We start from the raw sequence: 21,988 nt of genomic DNA, 5'->3' as shown, positions 1-21,988 counted from the left end.
CTCTATCTTTGCAATAAGATACAAAATGAACCTTAAATTATATAATAATGGAAGAGAACACTAAAACGAATGAGTTTTCCATAGAATCGCTGAGTAATTTTTTCAACCATCATCACGACAAATTGCTCTGCACTGCAAATAATAAAGGAGAACCCAGCATAGCTCTAATGGGCACTCCCAGACTTGCAGAGAATGGAACTATTGAATTTGAAATTAGTGATCCCGTATCAGTAACACTCCAAAATATGAAAGAAAATAAAGCCGTTGTCTTTATGGCCTATATCCCCGGAGTAAGAGCAAGGGATTATACAGGAGCAAGAATTTATGCGGAAGTGACCGAAATTCTGTCATCCGGCGAAAAAATAGATCATATCAGAACTAGGATAAGAGAGCGACATGGTGAAGAAAAAGCCGCCGAATTGCTCGCAACGGTAACCTGTCGAATCAAGAAAGTGCGTCCGGTAGTTGACAGAGGGCAGCGTTGGGATGAACCCCCATTTGGACATGTTTGACCAGCACCAAACCTAATAGCAGTCCATTAGTATCTGGCTATGAGACTGGTAAACGCTTACACTCTTGCCCAGTTTTGTCTGGCAGATGGTTTCGAGCAATTCAATGACGTCCTTTTGCATAGCCAGAGATCCGCAAATCATCAATACGCCTTTCATCAGCAATGTACTGGCGATAAAGTCTGCGTCTTGGGCAAGCAAATTACTGACATACTGCTTTTCTCCCTCCCGCGAATAAGCAATGTGAAGATTCGTGAGCTTTTGAGCCGACCGGCTTTTCTCCAGAAAATCTTGATAGACAGCAAACGAAGCGCTTTGCCGGAAACCACAGTACAAATGACAGGGTATCTGCTGCTTATTCTGGCTAATCATGCCCAGAAACGGAGCGATACCGGTGCCGTTAGCGATCATAACGACGACTGGTGCTTTTTTCGGAAAGTGGAAATGATCGTTGTTGACGATCCGGGCCTGAATCGTTTCGCCAGATGTTAACTCGTGTAAAAAAACAGAACCTAATCCATTTGGATGTAGCCTGACGCTTAACTGAAGTTCGTTATTCACTACCCCAATCGAATATAATCGTTCGCGGTGGTCGTTGACGGGATAGATAGCCAGCAAATCACCTGACGTAACCTGGCGTCTGCGTTTAGGTTGCAACCGAACTAAAAAGGTACCATCTGGCTCTGCGGTGCGGGTGTTATTGGTCACGGTTAACGTGTCAAAGCGAGGAGATGAAGCTTGCAGCAATTCAGATGAAACTGTAATGGGTACGTTTGCCTGTTGCGACCAGGCTTCGGCCCATAAACCAAATTCGTTTGGCGATCTGTCGTTAACTGTGTGAATGTCCACTACTGGGGTGGCCCATTTCTGCCGTGAAAGCAGTTGATTCAGCTCGAAGGCAAACTTGCAGAAATCAGGATAGGCGTGTGAACCAAAACCGAGTACAGAATAGCGAACAGGCTGATTTTGTGGGTATTTTTCAATCAGGGTCGCAATTTTTTTTGCATTGGTTGGCGCTTCACCAAGCCCGTAGGTGGCGGTCAGCACTATCAGGTGTTCTGCCTTAGGAAAAACCATGTAGTTGTTACACTCGGTCAGGAAAGATTTCTCTCCCTGCTTGAGCAACTGCTGATGAATGAGTTGGGCAAACCGAAAGGTATTGCCGTTCTCTGATCCGACCAGAATAATGAATCGACTCTCGTCGGCAGAGTACTTGTTTTTTACACGGTTCGCCAGTCGTTTCCAGGTTATAGCAAAACCGGAATAAATGAAAAAGAGGATATTACCGGAAGCGATAGCCAGGATGATGGCCCAGATACTAGTTGCCCGACCCGTATGTAAATCCAGGCTTAAGCTAGTCAATAATACGGCAGTCGGATACTGATTCTCGCTGAGGATATCGCCGGTAATTTGATTGACCGTGATTTCGCGATCCTTGAGTTTCAGTGTGTAGTACTCTTCTGGATCTTCCGAAAACGGAAACTCGATACTTTGTACCTCTGCAAGTCGCGTGTTCTTAAATACGGTAAAGTCGGCCAGCTTTCGCTGAGGTTGCGACTTGATCGCATCGAAATCAATTTTGGCGGAAATTTTCTCTGTTCCGACTAAATTAAATCGGGCTAAAGAAAGGTATGTTCCCGAAAGGGCAATGATGAAGATTGGAATCAACGACAAACGACCCAGCACAACGTGGTAATATTGGGCAAAGTTGTCCCGCACAATTCGGGTAAAGAATCGTTTGGCACCCCGTTGACGCTGGATAATCAGCATGGTGCCGGAAACTGTAATCAGCAGCAGCAGAAACGCAGTTAGCCCGATAAAAAAACGGCCGGCCTCGTGCAAAAACAGCGAACGGTGAAGTGCGGTGACCCATTCAAAAAATTCACTTTGCTTGGTAGGAATGCCCAGCGGTTTACCCGTCTGCGGATCAACATAAACGGTCAGGTTTTTGCCATCGGCATCACTTCCTTTGATCTGCACAAACTGGTTGGCATCGACACTCAGTTCGCTGATTTCGGAGTAGCTTTTTTTTAAAACTGGCAACGTCTGAGCCAGAGTAAGTTGGCTGAAATTTTCGACACGATACGGCTGAAGCTTCTGCGATATGGGCTCAAATGCCAGAATAATGCCTGTGATCGAGGCTGATGTCAATAAAAGAAAAGAAGATACAGCCAGGGCTAAATGGCTGTATCTCCAGACAGAAATGGTCATAATAATCGGGCCGCTGTTAATTGGAGCAACGTGGTTGGGGCAACTCAGTTGCTGGTATTAGGGCTAAAGCGCACGTAGCGGATGTAGCCCGTACCCTCACTTTTGGCGGAAAGTGCTTCTGTAGTCAGCGGAATTTCCAGGTCTTTAACGTAATACGGTTTATCCTCTACACCGCTTTCAAACCGCAGCTTGTAATCCTTATCAAGTTTCGCGCTTTCGATCTCCAGGACAGTAACGCTACGGTCGCCCCCGGCTACTGACGCTCCCGTTATGGCACTGATGTCGGTCCGTTTCTTGGCAAACGCCTTATACCACTCTTTTATATCGGGATACCATTTTTTGTTGGAGCCAAGTACATACAGGGTTTTATCGTAATCGCCTTTGCCGTTAATGATCGATACCACAATGTAAGCGCCTTCGCCCATATAATTGGTCATCTGGATCATGCACTTGTACTTCGTCGTGCCAGCTTGTTGAGCCAGTGAAGCCGATGGTTTGGCAAACGTTAAGGCCAGCACCAGCAAGCCAATTTTATGCAAACAGGACATATACTTATTTCAGAAAGTTAACAGATATGTTGTTTTTAGCCAGCGACTCATTCTCACTGGCCAGATCGAAAGCGGTTTCTTTGAAGTTGGTAGGAATGTCTTTCTTGGCACCGATCGACAGCAGGTATTTCAGCATGGCATCGTCTTTCGAGATCATAGCCGCTTTGTGCAGGGCAGTAATCCCCTCCTTATTTTTGCTGTTCACGTCTATCTGTAGAGGTTCCAGCCGTTTCACCAGCGAAACGTCATTCCTGGCAACTGCCAAATGATACAGCGTATTGCCGTTTTTCTGCGGAGCCTTGATGTCAAGTCCTTTGTCCTGAAGCACTTTCAGTTTCGCATCAAAATCGTCTGGTCGCGATAGTACGAGGTAAGCGGCCAGATTATCCCCTTTTTTGTCCGTTACTGTAACGTCTGCTCCTTTGCTTAACAGGTAACTCACTACTTCGGGCGAATTACTTTGTACCGCCATCGCTAGTGCTGTTACGCCTTTCTGATTAACCTGATTGATGTTCTTTACTTTGGGCTGAAGCATTTCCAGCACGGCGATATCCCGGTTAGATGCGGCTGCACTCATAAACACCGTATTGCCTTCTTCGTCGGCCTGATTGACATCGACGCCTTTATCCAGAAAATACTGGATCAGTTCATTCTGCTTGGGCCTGCGAACGATGGCATGCAAAACGTTTTCTCCGCTCTTGTTAGTTACGGTCGGTTTGATATTGAGGCTTTCCAGATACTGGAACACTTCAATAGGAGCAGCACCCCGGCGCCCGCCCTGACTAGCCATAATCATGGCCGTAGGGTTTACAGGAACTCCTCGTTGCTGTAGCGCTTTCAGGACGGTGATATTACCACCTCTGGCGGCATAACTAAACGCGTTATTGCCAGCAGCATCTGTGCTTTTCAAATCCAGACCTTTCGAGACAAAATAATCGGTTAGTTTGAGATCGTTATCATTGGCTATGGCCAGCAATAAGGCATTGGCTCCGTCATGGTTCAGGTCCTTTTTGAGATCGGCGCCGTTCTGAATGCACAAGTCATATACCTTGGTATCAGGCTGTCCATTTCCAGCGGCAAAATTCAATACGGTCATGCCATGACTGTCCTCAACGTTAACTTTAGAGCCTTTTGCGAGCAAGTATTCCATAATCTCCACATTACCCTTGTAGGCTGCCCAATGCAGGTAGATACGGCTATCGTGGGTGATCTTGTTCACATCGTTGCCGGGTTGCGCCAACAGATACTTGATTGTTTCGTTAGGAGCCTGGGCATTGATTGCCAGAACGACGGGATCAAAGCTATTCTGATTGAACTGAGAAGGGCTGTTTCCTTTCTCGACTTCTGCTTTAACCTGACTCGCATCTGGCTTGCTTTGCCAGAAGGACTGCTCCAGCAGCACATTTTTCTGGGCTTGAACGGAGAACGAAATGCCTATCAGAATGGCTATAACTAGTTTTCTCATATGGATGTACTCGGTTGAAATGCTAATAGGATGCGTTTAATTTCTCCGATAAACCTGAAGGAGCTGCAAGTTAATAAGATTCAGTCTAAATAAGGGTGTTGGTACCACCATTAAATTTGATTGATGGCATAAGATGGACACCCAAAAGCCAGAGAAGAACTCACTTAAACTAGTTTATCATGGCTGCGGCCACCCGGTCCAACCTCAGGAGGAATCTCAATATTGACTTATAAACAGTCTTGAAATTCCTCTTAAAGTCGGACCGGGTGGCCGCAGTCATGATAAAGATCTAGAGGGATGCAGTAAAACTAAAATGACTATCCAGCTAGGCATTAAAAAAGACAGCTTCGCTACAGATTAAGCTAGCTCCAAAGCGGCATGCACTTTTGTCAATCGCTCCGATGGTAATTCTTCTTTGGCCATTTGCAGGAAGGCATCAAATACAGCTACCGGTGCACCTTGTTTAACACTCGATAGCCACTCAATCACTTCCTTGTCGTTAATAGAGCGCATCATCCAGCGACTTTCAGCCATCAATGTCTGGGGCGAAATTGCCTGTATGATCTCGTGCTCCATCTGCCGAATTTCGTCATCGGTGTAATGTTTCCAGAGCAAATAGATCAGTACATTCTCTTCCTTGTTCATGTGGTAGAGATTAAAGGCAATGAACTCGCTAAATCCGAAGTGAATCCGTTGACCAATGGCCTCCAACTGATGCTCTGAAGTAGTTGTTTTCCATTCCTGAATGTGATCAAAAAGCGTCTGGGTTAAGCGGTGATCGATTTCGTGATCTTTTTCCAGCTCATCAATAAGTTGAGCGTTGTGTTTGCGGATGTGGGGCAGAATAAACCGGTCCTCATGCTCAGCATGCTCATCGAAAAAAAGAAGTACCTGGTTTAACTGGTCAACAGTCTCGCCTGCTTCGGACTGTGAAAAATCGGTTTGCTGTAAACGGGTGGCTGTATCATACAGCATGCCCCGCAGGCCTTTATGAATTTGATTAAATACGTTGTAACGCTGGTTTTGCATGGTCTTTTTGTTGTTTAGAGGGTGATATAATTGACGAGAAATTGGACTTTAAAGCGACTGAGTCAGGTTGCAGAGATCTCTCTTGTGCAACGATCTGGTTGTTGGTGCACAGGTGTCTGCGAAGGCACAACTCGCAAGTCACGGTAGAGCGTTTGTTGGATCGGCACATAGAGGAAGTCGTTTTTTAGTGTTGACTAAATGTGATAAATAGGAAACTTGAAAAAATCGTTAACGTGTAGTTAATGGTCTGATATAGAGCGTGTAATTGACTTCGCTGGTGAAGGCTCAGAGGCCATAGCCTTTCCTGAATCAGATGTGCTGCGTCGATAATTACCCGTCGCGTATCCGATAGGCAACTGATTCACTTCGAACGAATACAACTCGTGTACGGCCTCATTAACGCCGTTAGTAAATTGAACCCGACAATAATTTAGCCTCGCTTGCGTGTTCGAAAAAAGCCAGTTACGGCCCTGTTGCGCCAGAATAAAGAGGCCATTATCATCGCCCAGGGCATTGAAATCAGATTTTGGCGTCGCTTTACTAAACTCCTCTACCTGAAAACGACGTTGGATCTCGCTGGTTGTGTAGGCTACATCCTGAGTTGGCAGACCAATCTCACTAACACCCTGAAATAACTCCGGCAGGGTTAGGTTCGGGTCATCCAGATTAAGATCTGTCCGGGCAATGAACTCCAGAAGATTGCCGCAGGGATCGTAGAAGTAACAGGCTTTGGCGCCCCATTCGGGGAAATAAGCAATAGTTTTTCCGTGCCCGTGCGTCGGTAAGTAATCCAGATCATAATAGTACATGAGCACATCAAGTGAGTCGCGTGGTACGTTGATGGCTACATGATAGGGTGCCACTGGTTGATCGACGAGCCGAAACGTTAGGCGGGTATAACCAACCAGCACCGTAAGTTGGGAGGCTGAACGTGCCAACAGAGGGAGCCCAAGCTGGCTGACGTAAAAAAGTCGTACAGCCTCCAGGTTATTAGTATACAGATCGAGTTCGAGAATTTTCATACAAAAGAGGGGAATGGAATAGACGATTGATAAATTGATTTTTGTCCTCATTGCCTGGTCAAAACTAGGTGACCTAATTCCTTAAACACAGGCAACTGTGTATGAACTGACAGAAGCAGTGCATGAAGTGCACATATAACCTAGGCAGATGACTTTCGCAGAAAATCCTACTAGATTTACTTGAGTGGAGTAACAAGTAGCGGGGAGGAGCCTTTTATTTTTTCACTAATCCTGCATTTAATCAGGGAAATAGGATTCATTTTCTCACAAGAGGTCGAGTAATAAACTATGACAAACAGAATTGCCATTGTAACAGGGGCAGCCCGAGGAATCGGCCTTGCCACAACAAAATTGTTTTTGGAGGATAATTGGCGAGTTGCGATGGTTGATCGTGACGAAGCAGAATTACAAAAAGCATCGGATGAATTACCCGGTACATTGCCAATCTATTGTGACGTTTCTAGTCCGGATATGGTGCAGGAAATGGTCGCGAAGGTACTCTCAGCGTTCGGACGCATCGACGCGCTGATCAATAATGCAGGGGTAGCCATTTTCAAGCCGCTTGAAAAAACGGATTTTGACGCCTGGCGAACGGTTATGGCTACCAACCTGGATGGCGTTTTCCTTTGTACGCAGGCAGTTATCCCTGCCTTGAAAGAAAGTAGGGGATGTGTCGTTAATATAGGCTCCATTTCTGCTGTTCGGGCCAGTACGCTACGGGTAGCCTATGGCACTTCGAAAGCAGCTGTTGTTCACTTAACCAAACAACTGGCCGTGGAATTGGGAGAATATGGGGTACGGGTAAACTGCGTTTCGCCTGGGCCTGTAAAGACGAAGCTGGCTGAAGCCGTCCACTCGCCCGAAATTATCAAAGCTTATTACGACGCCATTCCGTTGAATCGCTCTGCCACCGAACTGGATATTGCCGAAACCGTCGTGTTTCTGTGCTCGCCTAAGGCCTCGTATATTACTGGCCAGATGATTGCCGTTGATGGAGGATTTGCTTCGAGTGGTATTGGCCTGCCAGCGCTTCGAGCATCTAAAGAGTAGCCTTTTTGTTCTGCCTTTATTTAGAATTAATAAAAATAACTTTTATCTAATCGAATCCTGTTGTTCATTTGCATCTCTTTAGAATCAATCTAAATAATGATGCAAATGAATATTGGTAAACTACTATATGTGATAGTGTTGATGTTGGCTGCTTTATCAACACAGGCTCAATCAGGAGGAACTATTAGAGGAAACGTAAAAACCTCGGACGGAAACCCAGCCGAGGCCGTGACTGTCAGCCTGAAAGGCAAAGGGCAGGGCGCTATTACAAACGCAAAAGGCGATTTTTCGATTAATCGTGTAAAAGCAGGTACCTATCAACTTCAGGTTTCTGCCATTGGCCTGAAAACGGTGGAGCAAACGGTTACGGTGACTGGTACAGAAACCGTAACCGTTGATTTTGCGCTGTTGGAAAATGCGTCTCAGTTAACGGAGGTCATCGTAAATGCCAGCCGCATCAATCGGTTTTCCCGTTCATCCAGCGACTACGTGTCGAAGATGCCTTTAAAGAATCTGGAAAACCCACAGGTGTATAATACCATCGGGAAAGAGTTGTTGACAGAGCAACTCGTTTTTTCGGTCGATGATGCCATGCGTAATGCACCGGGCGTTCAGAAAATGTGGGAGGCAACTGGCCGGGCAGGCGACGGGGGCAGCTATTACAATACGCGGGGTTTCATTGTACAGAGCCAGTTGCGGAATGGTCTGGCCGGTAATGTTACCAGCGACATTGATGCGGTAAACCTGGAAAAACTGGAAACGATAAAAGGACCATCGGCTACCCTGTTTGGTAGCGCACTGACCTCCTATGGTGGTCTGGTCAATCGGGTTACCAAAAAGCCGTATGAAACATTCGGTGGTGAGGTGACGCTATCTGCGGGAAGTTACGATTTCCAGCGGGCAAGCCTTGATGTGAACACGCCACTCAACCAAAGCCGAAATCTGATGTTGCGCGTGAATACGGCGTTCAATCACGAAGGTACGTTTCAAACGCAGGGCTTCAGTCGTCGGTTTGCGCTGGCTCCCAGTCTGTTGTTTAAACCAAATGAGCGGCTGTCGATTCAACTCGATGCCGAAATTTACCGGATCGAGGGTGTTGGCAAGCAGATCTTCTTCTTTTATGTGCCGGGCTACACACTCGGCGCAACCCGAGCCGATCAGTTGAATGTCGACTACCGCAACTCATACATGGGCAGTGGCCTGACGCAGCAATCCCGTAGTACGAACCTGTTTGGGCAGGTGAACTATCAGATTTCGCCGTCGTTTAGATCATCGACAAACATCAGCACCAGTCATAGTTTTTCTGATGGTTTTGGACCCTATTTCTACATCATTCCAGATGGGAAGACGCTCGGGACGAACCTACTCGTACGCGCCGATCAGTCGACGCGCAACAGCACCAATGATGTTTTCGAGGTTCAACAATTGTTCAATGGCGATTTCCGATTGGGTAGCCTGCGTAACCGCATTGTGGTAGGGTTGGATTATCTGCATATAAACTCAAATCAATTGTTCTTTGGCAGTACGCTCGACACTGCTCCCATTACTGCAGGTTATGATTATAGCAAATTCAGTGGAGCGGCTTTGGCGGCTCTTTACGCCAGCAAAGCCCCGGATTTTACGTATCCGCTCTCTGGTATCAAAGACACCTATAGTGCCTTTCTTTCTGATGTCCTGAATCTAACCGATCAATTGAGCGTACTGGCGGCTTTGCGGGTCGATGACTTTCATAACAAGGGTGGTATGGTTGGTACAGAAGTGGCTGGCTATAACCAAACGGCATTTTCGCCTAAATTTGGATTAGTATATCAGCCCCTCAAAGACAAGGTGTCTTTGTTTGCCAACTATCAGAATAGCTTCAACAATCAGGGAATTTATAACGCTTATGACGTAACATCGTCCGACAGTCTGACACAGCGGTTCGCAAAATTGGAACAGGCGAATCAGTTTGAAGCCGGGGTGAAGCTGAACGCCTTTAGTGGGCGGTTAACGACCACCATCAGCTATTACGATATTAAGGTAAAAAACCTGCTCCGTACCGATCCGAACCCGTTGGCAGCGGCCAAGTTTGCTCAAACACAGGACGGTACACAAGTAAGCCGGGGCGTAGAACTCGACGTTGTCGCAAACCCATTCACGGGATTCAACGTGGTGGCTGGGTTTGCCTACAATGACTCCAAACTAACACAGGCTGATGCCGATGTCAACGGTCGGCGACCAACAACGGCTTCTTCGCCAGTACTCGCCAATCTATGGCTTAGCTATCGATTCAATACCTACGGGCTACGCGGACTTGGGTTTGGCTTCGGCGGCAACTACGCTAGCGACAACAAGATTCAGAACAGCATTAGTATGGGGGAATTTATTTTGCCCGCTTACACAGTACTTAACGCATCGGCATTCTACGACCAGCGGAAGTTTCGGATATCGGCTAAAGTGGATAACCTGACCAACCAGCATTACTGGATTGGCTATACCACGATGAACGCGCAAAAACTGCGAAACTTCGTCGGGAGCGTTGCCTTCAAATTCTAATAGGTTCTAAAACCACGGTCTCGATGAGCAATTGCTCACCGGGACCGTGCTGTTTATTTGTAATTTACCAGCTAACCCAGTGGTTTCATGAGCACTGTTAAACAAGTAAAAACCTGGTTTCTGATTCATAAATGGACAAGCCTGATTTGCACAGCGTTCTTGCTCATGCTTTGTCTAACGGGTTTACCGTTGATCTTTTCTGAAGAGATTGAAGCTCTGGAAGGCAAGCCCCCACTCGCCCCAACCTTGCCTGTCGGAACGCCAAAAGCACCCATGGAACGGCTGGCCCAAACGGTTCGGGCGCAGTTTCCGGCTAAAGTGATTCGCTATGCTTATTGGGACGAACACGAGCCTAACACAATGACGTTCACGTTGTCTGACTCCATGACGGCTCCCGCCGACAATTACAAGTTGGTTATTTTAGACAATCGAACAGCCCACGTATTGGAGGAACCTAAAATACAGGAAGGCTTCATGTATGTGATGCTGCAACTCCACATTAATATGTTTATGGGCCTCGGCGGTGAACTCTTTCTGGGGTTTATGGGGCTGTTGTTTGTTGTTGCAATTGGGTCGGGGTTGATGCTGTATAGCCCGATTATGCGTCGGTTCAATTTTGGTATGATCCGAACTGAACGCTCAACTCGCCTGAAGTGGCTCGATTTACACAATCTGCTCGGTGTAGTAACGGTTGTCTGGGCTACGGTGGTGGGTTTCACGGGAGTAATCAATACGTTGGCAGAAGTGGTGCAGGGCATTTGGCAACAGGGGCAATTGGCCGAAATGATCGCGCCTTACAAAGGTGCGGCTCCATTGCGAGGTAAGCTTGCTTCTCTTGACCGGGTCATGAAGGTTGCCGAACAGGCCGCGCCCGGTATGGAACCGTCGTTTGTCGCTTATCCAGGTACGCTGTATTCCAGCCAGCATCACTACGCTGTTTTCATGAAAGGTACTACACCCCTGACGGAACGTCTGGCAAAACCTGCCTTGATTGATGCGAAAACGGGTGAATTGACCGATATACGAGACATGCCCTGGTATGTCAATGCCGTTTTCATCTCGCAACCGTTGCACTTTGGTGATTATGGCGGACTACCCCTCAAAATCATCTGGGCGCTATTTGACGTAATTACGATCGTCATATTAGGCAGCGGACTGTACTTGTGGTTCGCCCGCAATAAAGCCATGAAGGCACAATTGTCTCGCCAACAGTCAACTGCTCAACCATCTTTTAGTCGATAGTAAGTCTTGAAACACAACCATTTAGTGCATAGGAAAACGAGAGCCCAACGCTATGATTACTGGCACGTCTGGGCATTGCCTATTTTATTAGGGGTTCTTAGCTCAATTGGCTTATTGGCCGCCCTGATCGGAGATGATCTCTGGGATGGCCTTTCCTGGCTCTGCCTGCTAATCCCGCTAGTCGTGATTGGCTGGTATGTGCTGAAGGCAGGTAAGAGGAAGCGCGTCTGATGAAGTTATACCGTGATGTCAGATGTAAGTATCTGACATCACGATGCTACCGTAAACAAGAAAAAAGGGGGTAATTATAGACCAATGGCCTATAATTACCCCCTTTTTAAATTCATACAACCTAGGCTGCGTTTGTCAGTTCATTGACAGTATCCTGCCATTCTTGTAACTCAGGAACGCCAGGTTTGCGTTTTCCGAAAATCAGCGCAATGTTATTGCCTTCCTTGTCGAATAAATCAATGCCCGTTACAATGCCATCTTTGGTTGGTTTGCGGGTTACCCAGATGTGGTGAACCTGATCCAGGCGCAAGTGCATGTTGAACTCGGGGTCCAGTACATTATACCAGGGGCCCGTTGTAACCAACTTCTTAACTGGCCCGGTATGAATCTGAATACAACCTGCGCTCGATGCAAAAATCATGATCGGCATTTCGCGTTCGGCAACTGTTTCGAAGAGTGATGTGAGTTGCTCGGTCGAGATCAATTGAGCGTATCCTTCAGGAGCGAACCGAAGTCCCTGTTCACGGTCGAGTTTGTATTTGCGCAGAAGACCAAAGAACTGATGCGTATCTTCCATGGCTAGCCATTCTGCCTGGAACTCCGGAACATTAATATCTTCATCGGGCGTAGCAGCTGCCTTTTCTGGGTAGGCTACGGTAACGATTGGGCTGTTTTGTTCGGAAGCAAGGTATTTTTGAACCAACTGCTCATAAGCCGCTACGTCCGATTGATCCGTCAGGTAAATCTTATGTACAGCGGCACCATCCTGATCAAAAAACTGTAGGCTCTTGCGTCCATTTTCATCAACGGCAAAACCGAAATGCCAGTGCGACATAAACAGACGAAGGTCAATATCTGGCCCAAGAACCAGACCTGTCTGATCGTTAAACGATACTTTTTGGTAAACACCTTTGCGTTCGTGAACGATGTTGTCATTGCGGGTCAGCGCCATAACGTGGCCCAGGCTTGTAACATCTTTCAGTAAGTCACGGAAATCACCTTCCAGTCGCTGAACAGTTTCGCCAACTTGTGTAGCCAGAAGTTCGGCTTCGCTCACGCCCAGTTGTTTAGCCGCATCGCGGATTCGTGTTTTTGGGTTTTCCAGATTGAACGCAGCCCAGCGTTCTTTGAGGCTTTGTGTTGTGGTCATTTTCTATTAGTTAATGGTTGATTGTCAGTAAATTGTCGATGTTGCGGAATCACCATAGGGCAGTCCATTTCTGGGTGCTCAATAAGCCATACGTTCAAGTTGAAAACGCGCTTAATCGTTGCTTCCGTAATCACATCTCGGGGTGTTCCAACCGCTTCTATCTGCCCGGCTCGTAACATCACGATCTGATCGGCATACTGTGCGGCCAGATTCAGATCGTGTAAAATCACGACGACGCAAAACCCTTTTTGCGTAAACTCATGGGCAAGCTCCAGCATCTGGTGTTGGTGCAGAAGATCGAGACCTGTGGTTGGTTCATCTAAAAATAATATGCCCTGTTCTACATCCCAGATCTGGGCCAGTACGCGGGCCAACTGCACCCGTTGTTGTTCACCACCCGATAAGGTCGTAAAAATGCGGGAAGCAAACTCCCACATACCTACTTTTTTAAGGGCCATCTCGGCAATTGCATAGTCCTGTTCGGATGGGTGAAACTCGAAATGAGGATACCGACCCATCAGAACTAATTCACTGACCAGAAATGGGAAAACAACGGAGTTTTGCTGTGGTAAAACCGCCCGAAAAAGAGATAAGTCCTTATCGGAGTACGTATTGATCTGCTTATTGAAGAGTTGAATTTCGCCCGTAAACTTGATTAGTTCGCGGGTGCATAATTTGAGTAGCGTTGATTTGCCCGCACCGTTTGCCCCAACAATGGCCAGCATTTCGCCCGGTTTGGCCTGGAACGAAACGCCATCAAGCAGTTTACGATTTCGAATGCGGTAGGATATGTTTCTGACGTCTAACATAGTCGTTATAGGTTAGCTTATCGGCGTCTATTCTGAAATAATATCCATAAAAATACAGGCGTCCCAATCAGAGCCGTAAGGATACCGATAGGTAGTTCGGCTGGAGCAACCAGCGTACGGGCGAGCGAATCGGCCAGCGTAAGGACTATCGCTCCCCCTAAGGCCGAGCCCGTTAGCACCCGCCGATGGTCGGAACCGACGCCCATCCGGATCAGGTGCGGAATAACCAACCCGACAAATCCAATAATGCCTGCAACCGCTACCGACGTACCCACGGCCATCGTTGCAAAAATGATGACCTGCCGTTTCACGCTTTTCAAATTCACTCCAAGCATACTGGCCTGACTTTCACCCAGTGCCAGTAGATTCAGGGATTTGGCCAACCGTGGAATGCCCGCTAAAGCGATTACTGTGAAGGGTAAAATTCCCAGCACCGATGTCCAGCTGGCACCTCCCAAACTACCCAAACTCCAGAACGTAATATTCCGAAGTTGTTCATCGGTAGCCAGATAGGTCATCACACCAGTTAGCGCCCCCGACAAGGCGTTAATGGCAATCCCAGTCAGCAACATAGTGGTGATCAGATCTTTTCCTGCCATTCGGGCAATGCGGTACACGAAAAAAGCCGTTACACAGGCACCCCCAAACGCCACCACCGATAAGGCGTACATACCTAGCAGACCCGTAAGCGTTTGGAAGAATTTCACTTCCAGAACAATCATTGTGACTGCGGCCAGTGATGCGCCTGCCGAAATCCCGACTAAACCAGGGTCGGCAAGTGGATTTCGGAACAAACCCTGTATGGCGGCTCCCGAAATGGCCAATCCAGCACCAATCAAGATGGCCAGGCAAACGCGGGGCATCCGAATTACCAATAAAATTGCCTCTTTCGTCCCGTCAACTTCCACCGATCCACCCATCGCCTTACGCAGTATAAGCCAGATTTCGTAGGGAGTTACGTGTACCGCCCCAATCCCCACCGATAGAACAATCGTCACGAACAAAGCGACAACCAGCGAGGGCATTAACCACGGATTGATGGTTGTCCTAAGCACCGATTTTTGGATTGGCTTTGTCGTAGATGGCGGGTCGATTGTGGTGCTACTCATGACAGATTACGCTTTAGGTTTCATGGTAATTTTCTGGGCAAGCTCCTGTAGCGCCTTTCCTAAACGAGGAGAGAAGCCGCTCAGTAAATGGCCATCCATTTCGATGATCCAGCCATTTTTGCCTGCATTCGTTTGTGCAACGCCTTGTACTTTCAAGAGCCCTTCGTTGCCTCCCAGACTTTGAAGACCACTATCGAATAACAAAATCACATCGGGATTTGCGGTCACTAATGCTTCAGCTGTGAGTGGTTTGTAATTCTCGAAGTCAGGCGTGGCATTGACGCCCCCTGCCAGCTCGATCATTTTGGCAACCTGCGTTCCCCGGCCCGATACCATCATCGTTCCCGTTCCCCGAGCGTAAATGAACAGCACCTTGGGGCTATTCATCGCTTTTTTGACCAGCGCCAGATCTGCATCCAGTTTCTTGATAAGTGGCTTGGCTTTAGACCCAACCTGACAGGTCGTCGCTACGTCCTGAATGAGTTTTTTAGCCCCGGCAATGCTGTATTCCTGCTGAAACGAAATAACCGTAATGCCAGCGGCTCTAATTTGGTCGATTACTTCCGGCTTCGTACCAGCATTTTCGGTGGTTAATACAAGCGTTGGCTTCAACGAAATAACACCCTCAGCCGAAATGTTACGGTTGTGCCCTACTTTGGGTAGACTTTTTAATGATTCGGGATAGGTGCTTGTTACATCGACTCCGATTAGATGCGATTGCAGACCTAGATCGCACAGAATTTCGCTGACCGTACCATCGAGGGATACAATACGAACCGGCTCATCGGTGAGGGGTTTGGCCACAAGAGCCGAAAAGTTTCCGACAATAATGATCCACAAAAGGCAGACGAGCCTTGTTGTGGAAAGAATCGATTTTGCCATAATGATGTTTGATTTAAAAGCAGCAAGCAGGCAGTTTCTCCAGAGGAACTGCCTGCTTGCTGCTTGCCTGATTAGCTAGCTTTTTTAACCAGCTTGAATTCGAATTTTGGATTACCGCGCACGCCACCATCGGCAGAGGTGAAGCTGACGAACTTAATCTTGTACACGTTGCCAACAGCATCCTTGACCACATAGAACCGGTCGGTTTTTACCCCAACTGTTCCGGTAGTTGCCCGCCAGTTTGAGCCAATTACAGCGCGATCTGCCTTGAAGGTTGTCGTCGCGATGTTACTTTCAACATACGCATCATAGCTAACTGTGCTGGTTAGTACTTCGGCAGCCGTTACGCCCCCTAAGTAGTTAATATACACCTGATCGGCGAAGTAGTACGGAATGTTATTCGTACCATCGCTGGTGATGTAGATACCACCCGTCCATTCAATATCCCATTTTGCTTTGGCTGGTTCGACAGCTACAGCCGCACCAGTATCGAACGATACAAAGCCGAAATTATAAGCCGCATCTTTCGTGACTGTAACCGTCTTAAATGTCGTTTCTTTAATGCCTGCATACTGAAGTGTATAGCCCGTGGTACCACTACGTAATACTCTGAGTTTTATCCACCCTTTAGCTGAGGTGCCACCACTTGTACCCCGGTTGAGAATGTACACTTTGTTGTCCGTGTCGGTAGCCGAGATGCTTGGGATGACCGTTTTTGTCAGATCACCCGATACATCGTCTATTAATTTCAATCCTGCCGGACTGAAATCACTTGTGCTCAGTACAAGACCAACAGTATCGGCAGCCGTTACCTGCGTCAGATCGTTCTTCGCCAGGGCAATAGCTGCTGCACCCGTCATGTTGTTGATAATAACCCGGAAATCAGTACCTGAAGAAAAGCCTAAATCCCAGCTTGCCCGTTTCACGGCGGTTTGTGCATTGTTGCTCAAGTCGACGAATACTGCATTGACAGCGCTGGCACCACCCGTTCCACCGTCCAGTGTCAGCGTGGTACCCGACGAAACGATAGACGTGAATTTAACCGTCAGCTGTTTCGTCGTTCCAATAATGACCGGGCTGCCTGCCGATGCAATGGCGAAGGTGATGGTTTCCGTTCCGGCAAGGAAAAGATCAGCAGCTTTGGTCAGTTTAAACGAGGCTTCGCTGGCACCCGCCGGAACAGTCAGAGACAATGTATTCGTCGTGATGGCTGGCGTCGTTGTAAACTGGGTTCCGTACGTAATACCAGTAGGAGTAACTTGAAGCGTTACGGGCGTGGCCGCATCGACAGCTCGTGATAATTTGAGTTTAATGGTCGCTTCGGTCGTTGTTGCGTCCAAACCCTGTTCTGCGCTTTCGAACTGCACTAAATTGTCTGGTAGCGGGGGATCGGCTTCCTTACAGGCATTTAGTGTACTTACCGCCAGAGCGAACATGATTGCAATTACTCTTTTCATTTGATTTTGGGAGTTTGACTTGGTAAAAGACATTAATGGTGGTGTGTTGATAAAGTGATTGTTGAACTTGAAAAGGCGTTAGTTTTTATACCACTGGAAGCTGAGACCTGCGAAATACGAGCGACCATAGCTATAGGGTACGGGACCAGCCGTACTATGCGCACTGCCTGTATCGGTTGAGGTATTTGCCAGCCGGGTAATGTTGAACAGGTTTTTGACGCCTGCATTGAAGGTCAGGTACTTATTGATCGTTTTCGTAAGTGTAGCATCTGCCCAGTGGAAAGCTGCGATCTCTGTTAACGTAGCTGACACTTTATTGTCGGACGTTACGGTTGCGGTATAGCTGGGCCGTCTGCCGGTGTATTTATAGAAAATGCTAAGCTTCGTACCGATCTTTTTCAGATTGTACGTCAGGTTGGTATTGATCTCTGGCGACCAGACAAACGTGGGTAACGAACCATAATTAGTGGTGTCAGATAATAGGCTGTTGTAGCGACCAATGTAGGAGAAGCCTACCGTAGCCTGAAGGTCTTTCCAGGTAAAGATGTTTTCTAACGTAGCACCCGTTGTTTTAAACTTATCGATGTTGATGGTCATCGAGATGCTCGGATTCGTTGGATCGACACCATAGCTGATGAGATTATTGAAGTCATTGTAGAAAACCCCGAGCGTTGACTTGAATTTCGGGCTGGCTTGCAGGGCCAGTGAGCCTGTGAAACTGTTAGAGGTTTCGGCTTTCAGATTAGGATTCCCACGGATGGAGTGGCTGGCATCGAAAAAGTTGAAATACAACTCACGTAAAGCGGGTGAACGAAACCCTCGGGCGTACGATAGCCGAAGATCCAGTTTGTTGGTTAGGGTAAATTTGGCGTTAAGGGAAGGAATAACAGGTGGTGCATCGTACACCGAATTCTTGATGAAACGCAAGCCGGGACGAATGTTGATTCGGGAAGTTGGGCTTATCGTTGACGAAACAAAAAGGGCAAAATCGTTAATCGCAGGCGAGCCTAAAATCCGGGCACCAGAGGCTCCATCCAGATTAATGTCGATGCCCGATTGTAGCGAAAAGGTCGATGATGGCGTGTATTGGGTCGTAGCGCGGTACGTCTGACTTGTAAATTTCGATACGTCCTGTTCTCCCGTCCCGAGTGAAAGTGTGCGTAGACCCGTGGTTAAATCGAGAATTGTCGTCTGCGTCCGGCGTTGATAATCCGTGTAGGAAGCCTGCCCGTTGATATGAAAGCGGTCACTTACTTTCCAGTCGCCTTGCAATTGATGCACATACCGATTGGTAATGTATTTCTGATCACGAGCCTGATTCGTATTTACATTGACAGCTCCCTGACTGAGCAGATTTTCCTTCAGCGCATCTAGCCGATAGTACACATTTGCCGTTTCTGACCGATAACCCACTTTGCCATGCCCAAACAATTGATCTTTGGGTAGCCAGTCGTTTACCCGACCTTCTGATAGACCCTGCCAGCCGCCAAACGTATTGTTGGTTGCTCCTGCCGATACGTTCCAGCCTTTCCTTTGCCAGGTAACACCCGCATTTTGCAAATGCACGCCCTGTTTGGTTAGAAAATTATAGTCGCTGCCAGCTGTTTCCTCCTGAATTCTGGCCGTAACCCCTAACCGCTCGGCACCCGGTTTCTTGGTGATAATATTAATAACCCCTGCTAGTGCATCCGAGCCATAGGAAACCGACATAGGTCCTTCTACAATTTCAATGCGTTCGATGCTGTTTATATCAATCTGGTTCAGGCTTTCGCGTGTGTCACCTCGATCAACCATAGGCAACCCATCGAGCAGGATTTTTACACTACGTCCCGTCATACCCATTAACTGTACATCGGTTGTGCCCAGCGTAAGGTCATTGGAAAATCGGAAACCCAGTTCATTGTTCAATACGCCCATTACGTTGAGTGCACCTCGTAAACGAATGCGTTCACTGCTGATAACCCGCACCTGGTACACCGATTTCTTAATCGACTGAGGCTCATATTGCCCTGTTACAACAACTTCATCAAGGGCGTTACTGGTCGCTTTCAGGCGGGTGGAAACAACAGCGGCTTTATTCGATTCAACCTGAACGGGCTGGCTAACAGATTCATAACCGACCATTGATACCTGCAATTCATGCTGCCCTACTGGAACATTAGCCACACTAAAATGGCCACTTACATCCGCCATTGTTGCTTTCTTAATCCCCTTAATCTGCACCGTAGCAAATGCTCCAGGGGTGCCGTCAGCCAGCAGAATCGTTCCTTCTATTCTACCGGCTGATTGTTGAGCCCAGAGACTGGTTGTGCCCATGAGTAGGATTAGAAGCCATGCAGTAAACAAGGGTGGGGTATACTTCTTTTTCATAATGACTAGGTCCTATGTCGAAGCCCTTAGGCTTGATATTGTCGTATGCGCATACCTCTAGCACGAGGGGTTAAGGCTCTAAAGAACAACAGTCCATTCAGTTTGGGCTATTGGTTCCTCGAGTAAACCTATCAGCAGTGGATGTATTTTATTTAGACAAATTAAAAATAATGCACAAATGTAGAGAAACCTTACTTGTAAGCAAATATTATTTAGAATTTATCTGAATAATACTGCGCATTCCTGTAAAAATTAGCTGGTATTTACTGAATCGAATACAGATAAGTCCGGTGGCCATCGTCCTTTTTATGGACAAATCCAGCGTCAACCAGCCAAATTAAGGCTTTATAAACAGTAGCTCTACTAACTTGAATTTTCTGGCCGCGCATAGACAACCATAATGTGTCGGCGTCTGTATAGGTAGTCTGTTCTCCGAGCGCCATAGCCACCGCTCTCCGCTTTGACGATGGGCAGTAACCTGTGTCGTGAAAATAACTCGTCAACCGTTCCTGCCACTCTTGTGGATTTATGGCAATTTCATCAGTCAACAAAATCGGTTGTTCCATAGATTGGTACGCTTATTTTTTATTCTATATGAGTCGCTTTTGCTAACGTAAGTATATATACGTAGTATTATGTGCGCTGTTGCAAGTCTGTCAAAAGAGCGGAGCACACATAAATCAATCGTCGATATGAAGTTGGTTGTCGTGAAGAAAATCGTATAAATCCGCCATTGCCAGTGTGCCGTTTACCAGAATCTGTAAGTCCAGAAGTTCATCGAACGAGAAGACAAATACCTCACCATCAGAACCCGGTGGGCATAGTATGATTTGCTTGGAAAGGGCTTCATTGTGAGGTCGTTCGGAGACGCTCACCAACTGATTTATCTTGCGAGCCAACTGCCGTAATCGTTCATGGCAAAGCCAAAGCTGCATGTCGCCAAAATAAAGCCAGAATCCACCACTCTTCGGGCAGCAGATAGATTGCCCGTAACAGCTTCGATAGAGAGGTTCTTTTGCCTGATTCATAGTTGGTTAGTTCAGGGGAAGTTTACCCCGCATCATCAAGTTCAGATCCAGACGTAAACAGGCCTGATGCAAGCCATTGAGAAGCTGATGACGCTCGTTTTCAGTTAGCTGTAGCCCAACGGCCTGAAAGCCAACCTGCACTGGTACGTCCCGAAGATCCAGTAAACCAAGCAGGTAGTTGGAAGCCGCTGGCATGTCTTCGAGCCGGGTTACAAGCGCGTATAGATCCGTCAGATTCAACGCCATAGCGATTCCCCGAAAATACAGTTCCACTTCTCCGCAGCAAAGGCACTGAGTGAGCAGTATACCAAATTCGTCAACTAGAATTTGATGGTCAGATTGGGCGTTCGCTTTCATAGCAGTTCAGGTTATTGTAGGGGAGTTAGTTCATAGAGCCCAATGCCAGAATCCGTTCAGCTTCCAGTACTGGGGCTACTTCTGTCAATAGTTCACAGAATAGATCCAGCTCATCTTCAGTGAATAGCAGAAAATAATTAGGCATAGGCGTGGTAAGCAACAACTCTTTTCCATGGGTTGTGCAGAAGGGGCGCATATCGAGCCGGTCATGCATGATTTCGGCAAATGCTTTGAACTGATCAAGGGTCAGGCAAAACAAGGAGTTCTGAAACGCCACATTAAGTATACCGCAAGACGAGCAAATACCCACGTAGCCAAGATCGTTCTGAGCAATTGTTCGGAAATGATGGTGATGTGCCATAACTAGACAATGTGATATGTGATCGCCCTATTTAGTCGCCTTACTAATTAACATGATGATAAGCTCTTGCTAATGTTGTGACCAGTAAAGCCGCTTTGCCCAGTAGATTTTTTAGCTCTAAAAGTTCGGAACGGGTCAGTGACCCAAATAATGTAAAGATGAGCGCCGTTGGTGGCGTCGTTTCGCTAGTCTGTTGACCGGTTTGAGTCGATAACTTACCCAAGTCAACGCTTAGGGCAGAGTTATGAAGCAGATGGAATTGCTCGGCGGTTAGAAGCCGGTGCAGTGAGCCAAACGTAAATGCATATTGGAATTCTGTATCCGTATGCAATACAATTTCCCCCTGCCTGGTTCGGGCCAATTGTAGAGGACATTTTATCCGATTGTTCATGAGTATCCTGTTTTGTGCCTGAGCGGGCGACCGATGTATTTAGAGCAAGTCCGAAACAGCGGCCACCACGCTTAGGGCTTGGTACACTCAATCGAGTTTTATTAATGAACTGAATCGGATGCCAAACATGATTACATGACCCATAGCATTTTGAGCCAGAATATGACAGGTATCCGAGATTTAACGTCAGCTAAATTCTTGACAAACGTAATTCTTGTTTATATTCATTCCA

General features: G+C 47.2%; 21 protein-coding genes. 5 read left to right on the top strand and 16 right to left on the bottom strand.

Annotation, left to right across the window (positions count from 1 at the left end; all coding sequences use genetic code 11):
* Positions 1–47 precede the first annotated feature (47 nt).
* Positions 48–512 carry a hypothetical protein gene (locus GO755_RS17010; RefSeq protein ID WP_157586359.1) on the top strand — a complete coding sequence of 155 codons (465 nt, stop codon included), beginning with the start codon at positions 48–50 and terminating at the stop codon, positions 510–512.
* 12 nt (positions 513–524) lie between these two features.
* On the opposite strand, the gene GO755_RS17005 is transcribed toward GO755_RS17010, so the two are convergent.
* The 5 genes from GO755_RS17005 to GO755_RS16985 all read right to left on the bottom strand — a co-directional run bounded on the left by GO755_RS17005 (position 525) and on the right by GO755_RS16985 (position 6,784).
* Entirely contained in the window at positions 525–2,720 is a 2,196-nt protein-coding gene (locus GO755_RS17005) for a PepSY domain-containing protein (protein WP_157586358.1), read from the bottom strand.
* 44 nt (positions 2,721–2,764) lie between these two features.
* Entirely contained in the window at positions 2,765–3,268 is a 504-nt protein-coding gene (locus tag GO755_RS17000) for a DUF2271 domain-containing protein (RefSeq protein ID WP_157586357.1), read from the bottom strand.
* 4 nt (positions 3,269–3,272) lie between these two features.
* A complete protein-coding gene (locus GO755_RS16995) occupies positions 3,273–4,733 on the bottom strand; it encodes an ankyrin repeat domain-containing protein (RefSeq protein ID WP_157586356.1) in 1,461 nt (486 codons plus the stop codon).
* Between the two features lie 357 nt (positions 4,734–5,090).
* On the bottom strand, positions 5,091–5,762 hold the full coding sequence (locus GO755_RS16990; RefSeq protein WP_157586355.1) for a hemerythrin domain-containing protein: 672 nt from the start codon (positions 5,760–5,762) through the stop codon (positions 5,091–5,093).
* 239 nt (positions 5,763–6,001) lie between these two features.
* The gene (locus GO755_RS16985) at positions 6,002–6,784 is read right to left on the bottom strand and encodes a VOC family protein (RefSeq protein WP_198174848.1); all 783 of its coding nucleotides are present in this window, start codon (positions 6,782–6,784) and stop codon (positions 6,002–6,004) included.
* A 288-nt stretch (positions 6,785–7,072) separates the two neighbouring features.
* Here GO755_RS16985 and GO755_RS16980 point away from each other — a divergent pair, with 288 nt between their 5' ends.
* The 4 genes from GO755_RS16980 (at position 7,073) to GO755_RS16965 (ending at position 11,842) form a co-directional block, all read left to right on the top strand.
* Positions 7,073–7,834, top strand: coding sequence for an SDR family NAD(P)-dependent oxidoreductase (locus GO755_RS16980; protein ID WP_157586354.1), 762 nt, complete (start codon positions 7,073–7,075; stop codon positions 7,832–7,834).
* 105 nt (positions 7,835–7,939) lie between these two features.
* Positions 7,940–10,369, top strand: a complete 2,430-nt coding sequence (locus GO755_RS16975; RefSeq protein ID WP_157586353.1) for a TonB-dependent receptor — start codon at positions 7,940–7,942, stop codon at positions 10,367–10,369.
* An 87-nt stretch (positions 10,370–10,456) separates the two neighbouring features.
* On the top strand, positions 10,457–11,611 hold the full coding sequence (locus GO755_RS16970; protein WP_157586352.1) for a PepSY-associated TM helix domain-containing protein: 1,155 nt from the start codon (positions 10,457–10,459) through the stop codon (positions 11,609–11,611).
* A 24-nt stretch (positions 11,612–11,635) separates the two neighbouring features.
* Positions 11,636–11,842, top strand: a complete 207-nt coding sequence (locus GO755_RS16965; RefSeq protein WP_227686979.1) for a hypothetical protein — start codon at positions 11,636–11,638, stop codon at positions 11,840–11,842.
* A 121-nt stretch (positions 11,843–11,963) separates the two neighbouring features.
* On the opposite strand, the gene GO755_RS16960 is transcribed toward GO755_RS16965, so the two are convergent.
* The 11 genes from GO755_RS16960 to GO755_RS16910 all read right to left on the bottom strand — a co-directional run bounded on the left by GO755_RS16960 (position 11,964) and on the right by GO755_RS16910 (position 21,756).
* Positions 11,964–12,992, bottom strand: a complete 1,029-nt coding sequence (locus GO755_RS16960; protein WP_157586350.1) for a hemin-degrading factor — start codon at positions 12,990–12,992, stop codon at positions 11,964–11,966.
* Positions 12,989–13,801, bottom strand: coding sequence for a heme ABC transporter ATP-binding protein (locus GO755_RS16955; protein WP_157586349.1), 813 nt, complete (start codon positions 13,799–13,801; stop codon positions 12,989–12,991). The genes GO755_RS16960 and GO755_RS16955 overlap by 4 nt, the downstream gene beginning before the upstream one ends.
* Before the next feature lie 17 nt (positions 13,802–13,818).
* Positions 13,819–14,910 carry a FecCD family ABC transporter permease gene (locus GO755_RS16950; protein ID WP_157586348.1) on the bottom strand — a complete coding sequence of 364 codons (1,092 nt, stop codon included), beginning with the start codon at positions 14,908–14,910 and terminating at the stop codon, positions 13,819–13,821.
* 6 nt (positions 14,911–14,916) lie between these two features.
* A complete protein-coding gene (locus GO755_RS16945) occupies positions 14,917–15,792 on the bottom strand; it encodes a heme/hemin ABC transporter substrate-binding protein (protein ID WP_157586347.1) in 876 nt (291 codons plus the stop codon).
* Positions 15,793–15,863: 71 nt separating this feature from the next.
* Entirely contained in the window at positions 15,864–17,249 is a 1,386-nt protein-coding gene (locus GO755_RS16940; protein WP_157586346.1) for an HmuY family protein, read from the bottom strand.
* A 78-nt stretch (positions 17,250–17,327) separates the two neighbouring features.
* Entirely contained in the window at positions 17,328–19,619 is a 2,292-nt protein-coding gene (locus GO755_RS16935; RefSeq protein WP_157586345.1) for a TonB-dependent receptor, read from the bottom strand.
* A gap of 263 nt (positions 19,620–19,882) precedes the next feature.
* Complete coding sequence (locus GO755_RS16930; protein WP_157586344.1) at positions 19,883–20,185, bottom strand: transcriptional repressor; 303 nt, start codon at positions 20,183–20,185, stop codon at positions 19,883–19,885.
* A gap of 114 nt (positions 20,186–20,299) precedes the next feature.
* Positions 20,300–20,647, bottom strand: a complete 348-nt coding sequence (locus tag GO755_RS16925; protein ID WP_157586343.1) for a hypothetical protein — start codon at positions 20,645–20,647, stop codon at positions 20,300–20,302.
* Between the two features lie 6 nt (positions 20,648–20,653).
* On the bottom strand, positions 20,654–21,004 hold the full coding sequence (locus tag GO755_RS16920) for a hypothetical protein (RefSeq protein ID WP_157586342.1): 351 nt from the start codon (positions 21,002–21,004) through the stop codon (positions 20,654–20,656).
* Between the two features lie 25 nt (positions 21,005–21,029).
* A complete protein-coding gene (locus tag GO755_RS16915) occupies positions 21,030–21,365 on the bottom strand; it encodes a DUF6686 family protein (RefSeq protein ID WP_157586341.1) in 336 nt (111 codons plus the stop codon).
* A gap of 43 nt (positions 21,366–21,408) precedes the next feature.
* The gene (locus GO755_RS16910) at positions 21,409–21,756 is read right to left on the bottom strand and encodes a hypothetical protein (protein WP_157586340.1); all 348 of its coding nucleotides are present in this window, start codon (positions 21,754–21,756) and stop codon (positions 21,409–21,411) included.
* Between the last annotated feature and the right edge of the window lie 232 nt (positions 21,757–21,988).

Source organism: Spirosoma arboris (genome assembly GCF_009754945.1).
Lineage (GTDB): Bacteria > Bacteroidota > Bacteroidia > Cytophagales > Spirosomataceae > Spirosoma > Spirosoma arboris.
Note: the sequence above shows the minus strand (reverse complement) of the source record. Positions and strands in the feature narration are given on the sequence as shown.

Bases quoted from the DNA above. Each gene is read 5' to 3' on its own strand.
- GO755_RS17000 (WP_157586357.1), bottom strand. From the start codon at position 3,268: ATGTCCTGTTTGCATAAAATTGGCTTGCTGGTGCTGGCCTTAACGTTT.
- GO755_RS16950 (WP_157586348.1), bottom strand. From the start codon at position 14,910: ATGAGTAGCACCACAATCGACCCGCCATCTACGACAAAGCCAATCCAA.
- GO755_RS16940 (WP_157586346.1), bottom strand. From the start codon at position 17,249: ATGAAAAGAGTAATTGCAATCATGTTCGCTCTGGCGGTAAGTACACTA.
- GO755_RS16980 (WP_157586354.1), top strand. From the start codon at position 7,073: ATGACAAACAGAATTGCCATTGTAACAGGGGCAGCCCGAGGAATCGGC.
- GO755_RS16960 (WP_157586350.1), bottom strand. From the start codon at position 12,992: ATGACCACAACACAAAGCCTCAAAGAACGCTGGGCTGCGTTCAATCTG.
- GO755_RS16985 (WP_198174848.1), bottom strand. From the start codon at position 6,784: ATGAAAATTCTCGAACTCGATCTGTATACTAATAACCTGGAGGCTGTA.
- GO755_RS16920 (WP_157586342.1), bottom strand. From the start codon at position 21,004: ATGAAAGCGAACGCCCAATCTGACCATCAAATTCTAGTTGACGAATTT.
- GO755_RS16930 (WP_157586344.1), bottom strand. From the start codon at position 20,185: ATGGAACAACCGATTTTGTTGACTGATGAAATTGCCATAAATCCACAA.
- GO755_RS17010 (WP_157586359.1), top strand. From the start codon at position 48: ATGGAAGAGAACACTAAAACGAATGAGTTTTCCATAGAATCGCTGAGT.
- GO755_RS16990 (WP_157586355.1), bottom strand. From the start codon at position 5,762: ATGCAAAACCAGCGTTACAACGTATTTAATCAAATTCATAAAGGCCTG.
- GO755_RS16975 (WP_157586353.1), top strand. From the start codon at position 7,940: ATGAATATTGGTAAACTACTATATGTGATAGTGTTGATGTTGGCTGCT.
- GO755_RS16995 (WP_157586356.1), bottom strand. From the start codon at position 4,733: ATGAGAAAACTAGTTATAGCCATTCTGATAGGCATTTCGTTCTCCGTT.
- GO755_RS16955 (WP_157586349.1), bottom strand. From the start codon at position 13,801: ATGTTAGACGTCAGAAACATATCCTACCGCATTCGAAATCGTAAACTG.
- GO755_RS16915 (WP_157586341.1), bottom strand. From the start codon at position 21,365: ATGGCACATCACCATCATTTCCGAACAATTGCTCAGAACGATCTTGGC.
- GO755_RS16910 (WP_157586340.1), bottom strand. From the start codon at position 21,756: ATGAACAATCGGATAAAATGTCCTCTACAATTGGCCCGAACCAGGCAG.
- GO755_RS16935 (WP_157586345.1), bottom strand. From the start codon at position 19,619: ATGAAAAAGAAGTATACCCCACCCTTGTTTACTGCATGGCTTCTAATC.
- GO755_RS16925 (WP_157586343.1), bottom strand. From the start codon at position 20,647: ATGAATCAGGCAAAAGAACCTCTCTATCGAAGCTGTTACGGGCAATCT.
- GO755_RS16970 (WP_157586352.1), top strand. From the start codon at position 10,457: ATGAGCACTGTTAAACAAGTAAAAACCTGGTTTCTGATTCATAAATGG.
- GO755_RS17005 (WP_157586358.1), bottom strand. From the start codon at position 2,720: ATGACCATTTCTGTCTGGAGATACAGCCATTTAGCCCTGGCTGTATCT.
- GO755_RS16945 (WP_157586347.1), bottom strand. From the start codon at position 15,792: ATGGCAAAATCGATTCTTTCCACAACAAGGCTCGTCTGCCTTTTGTGG.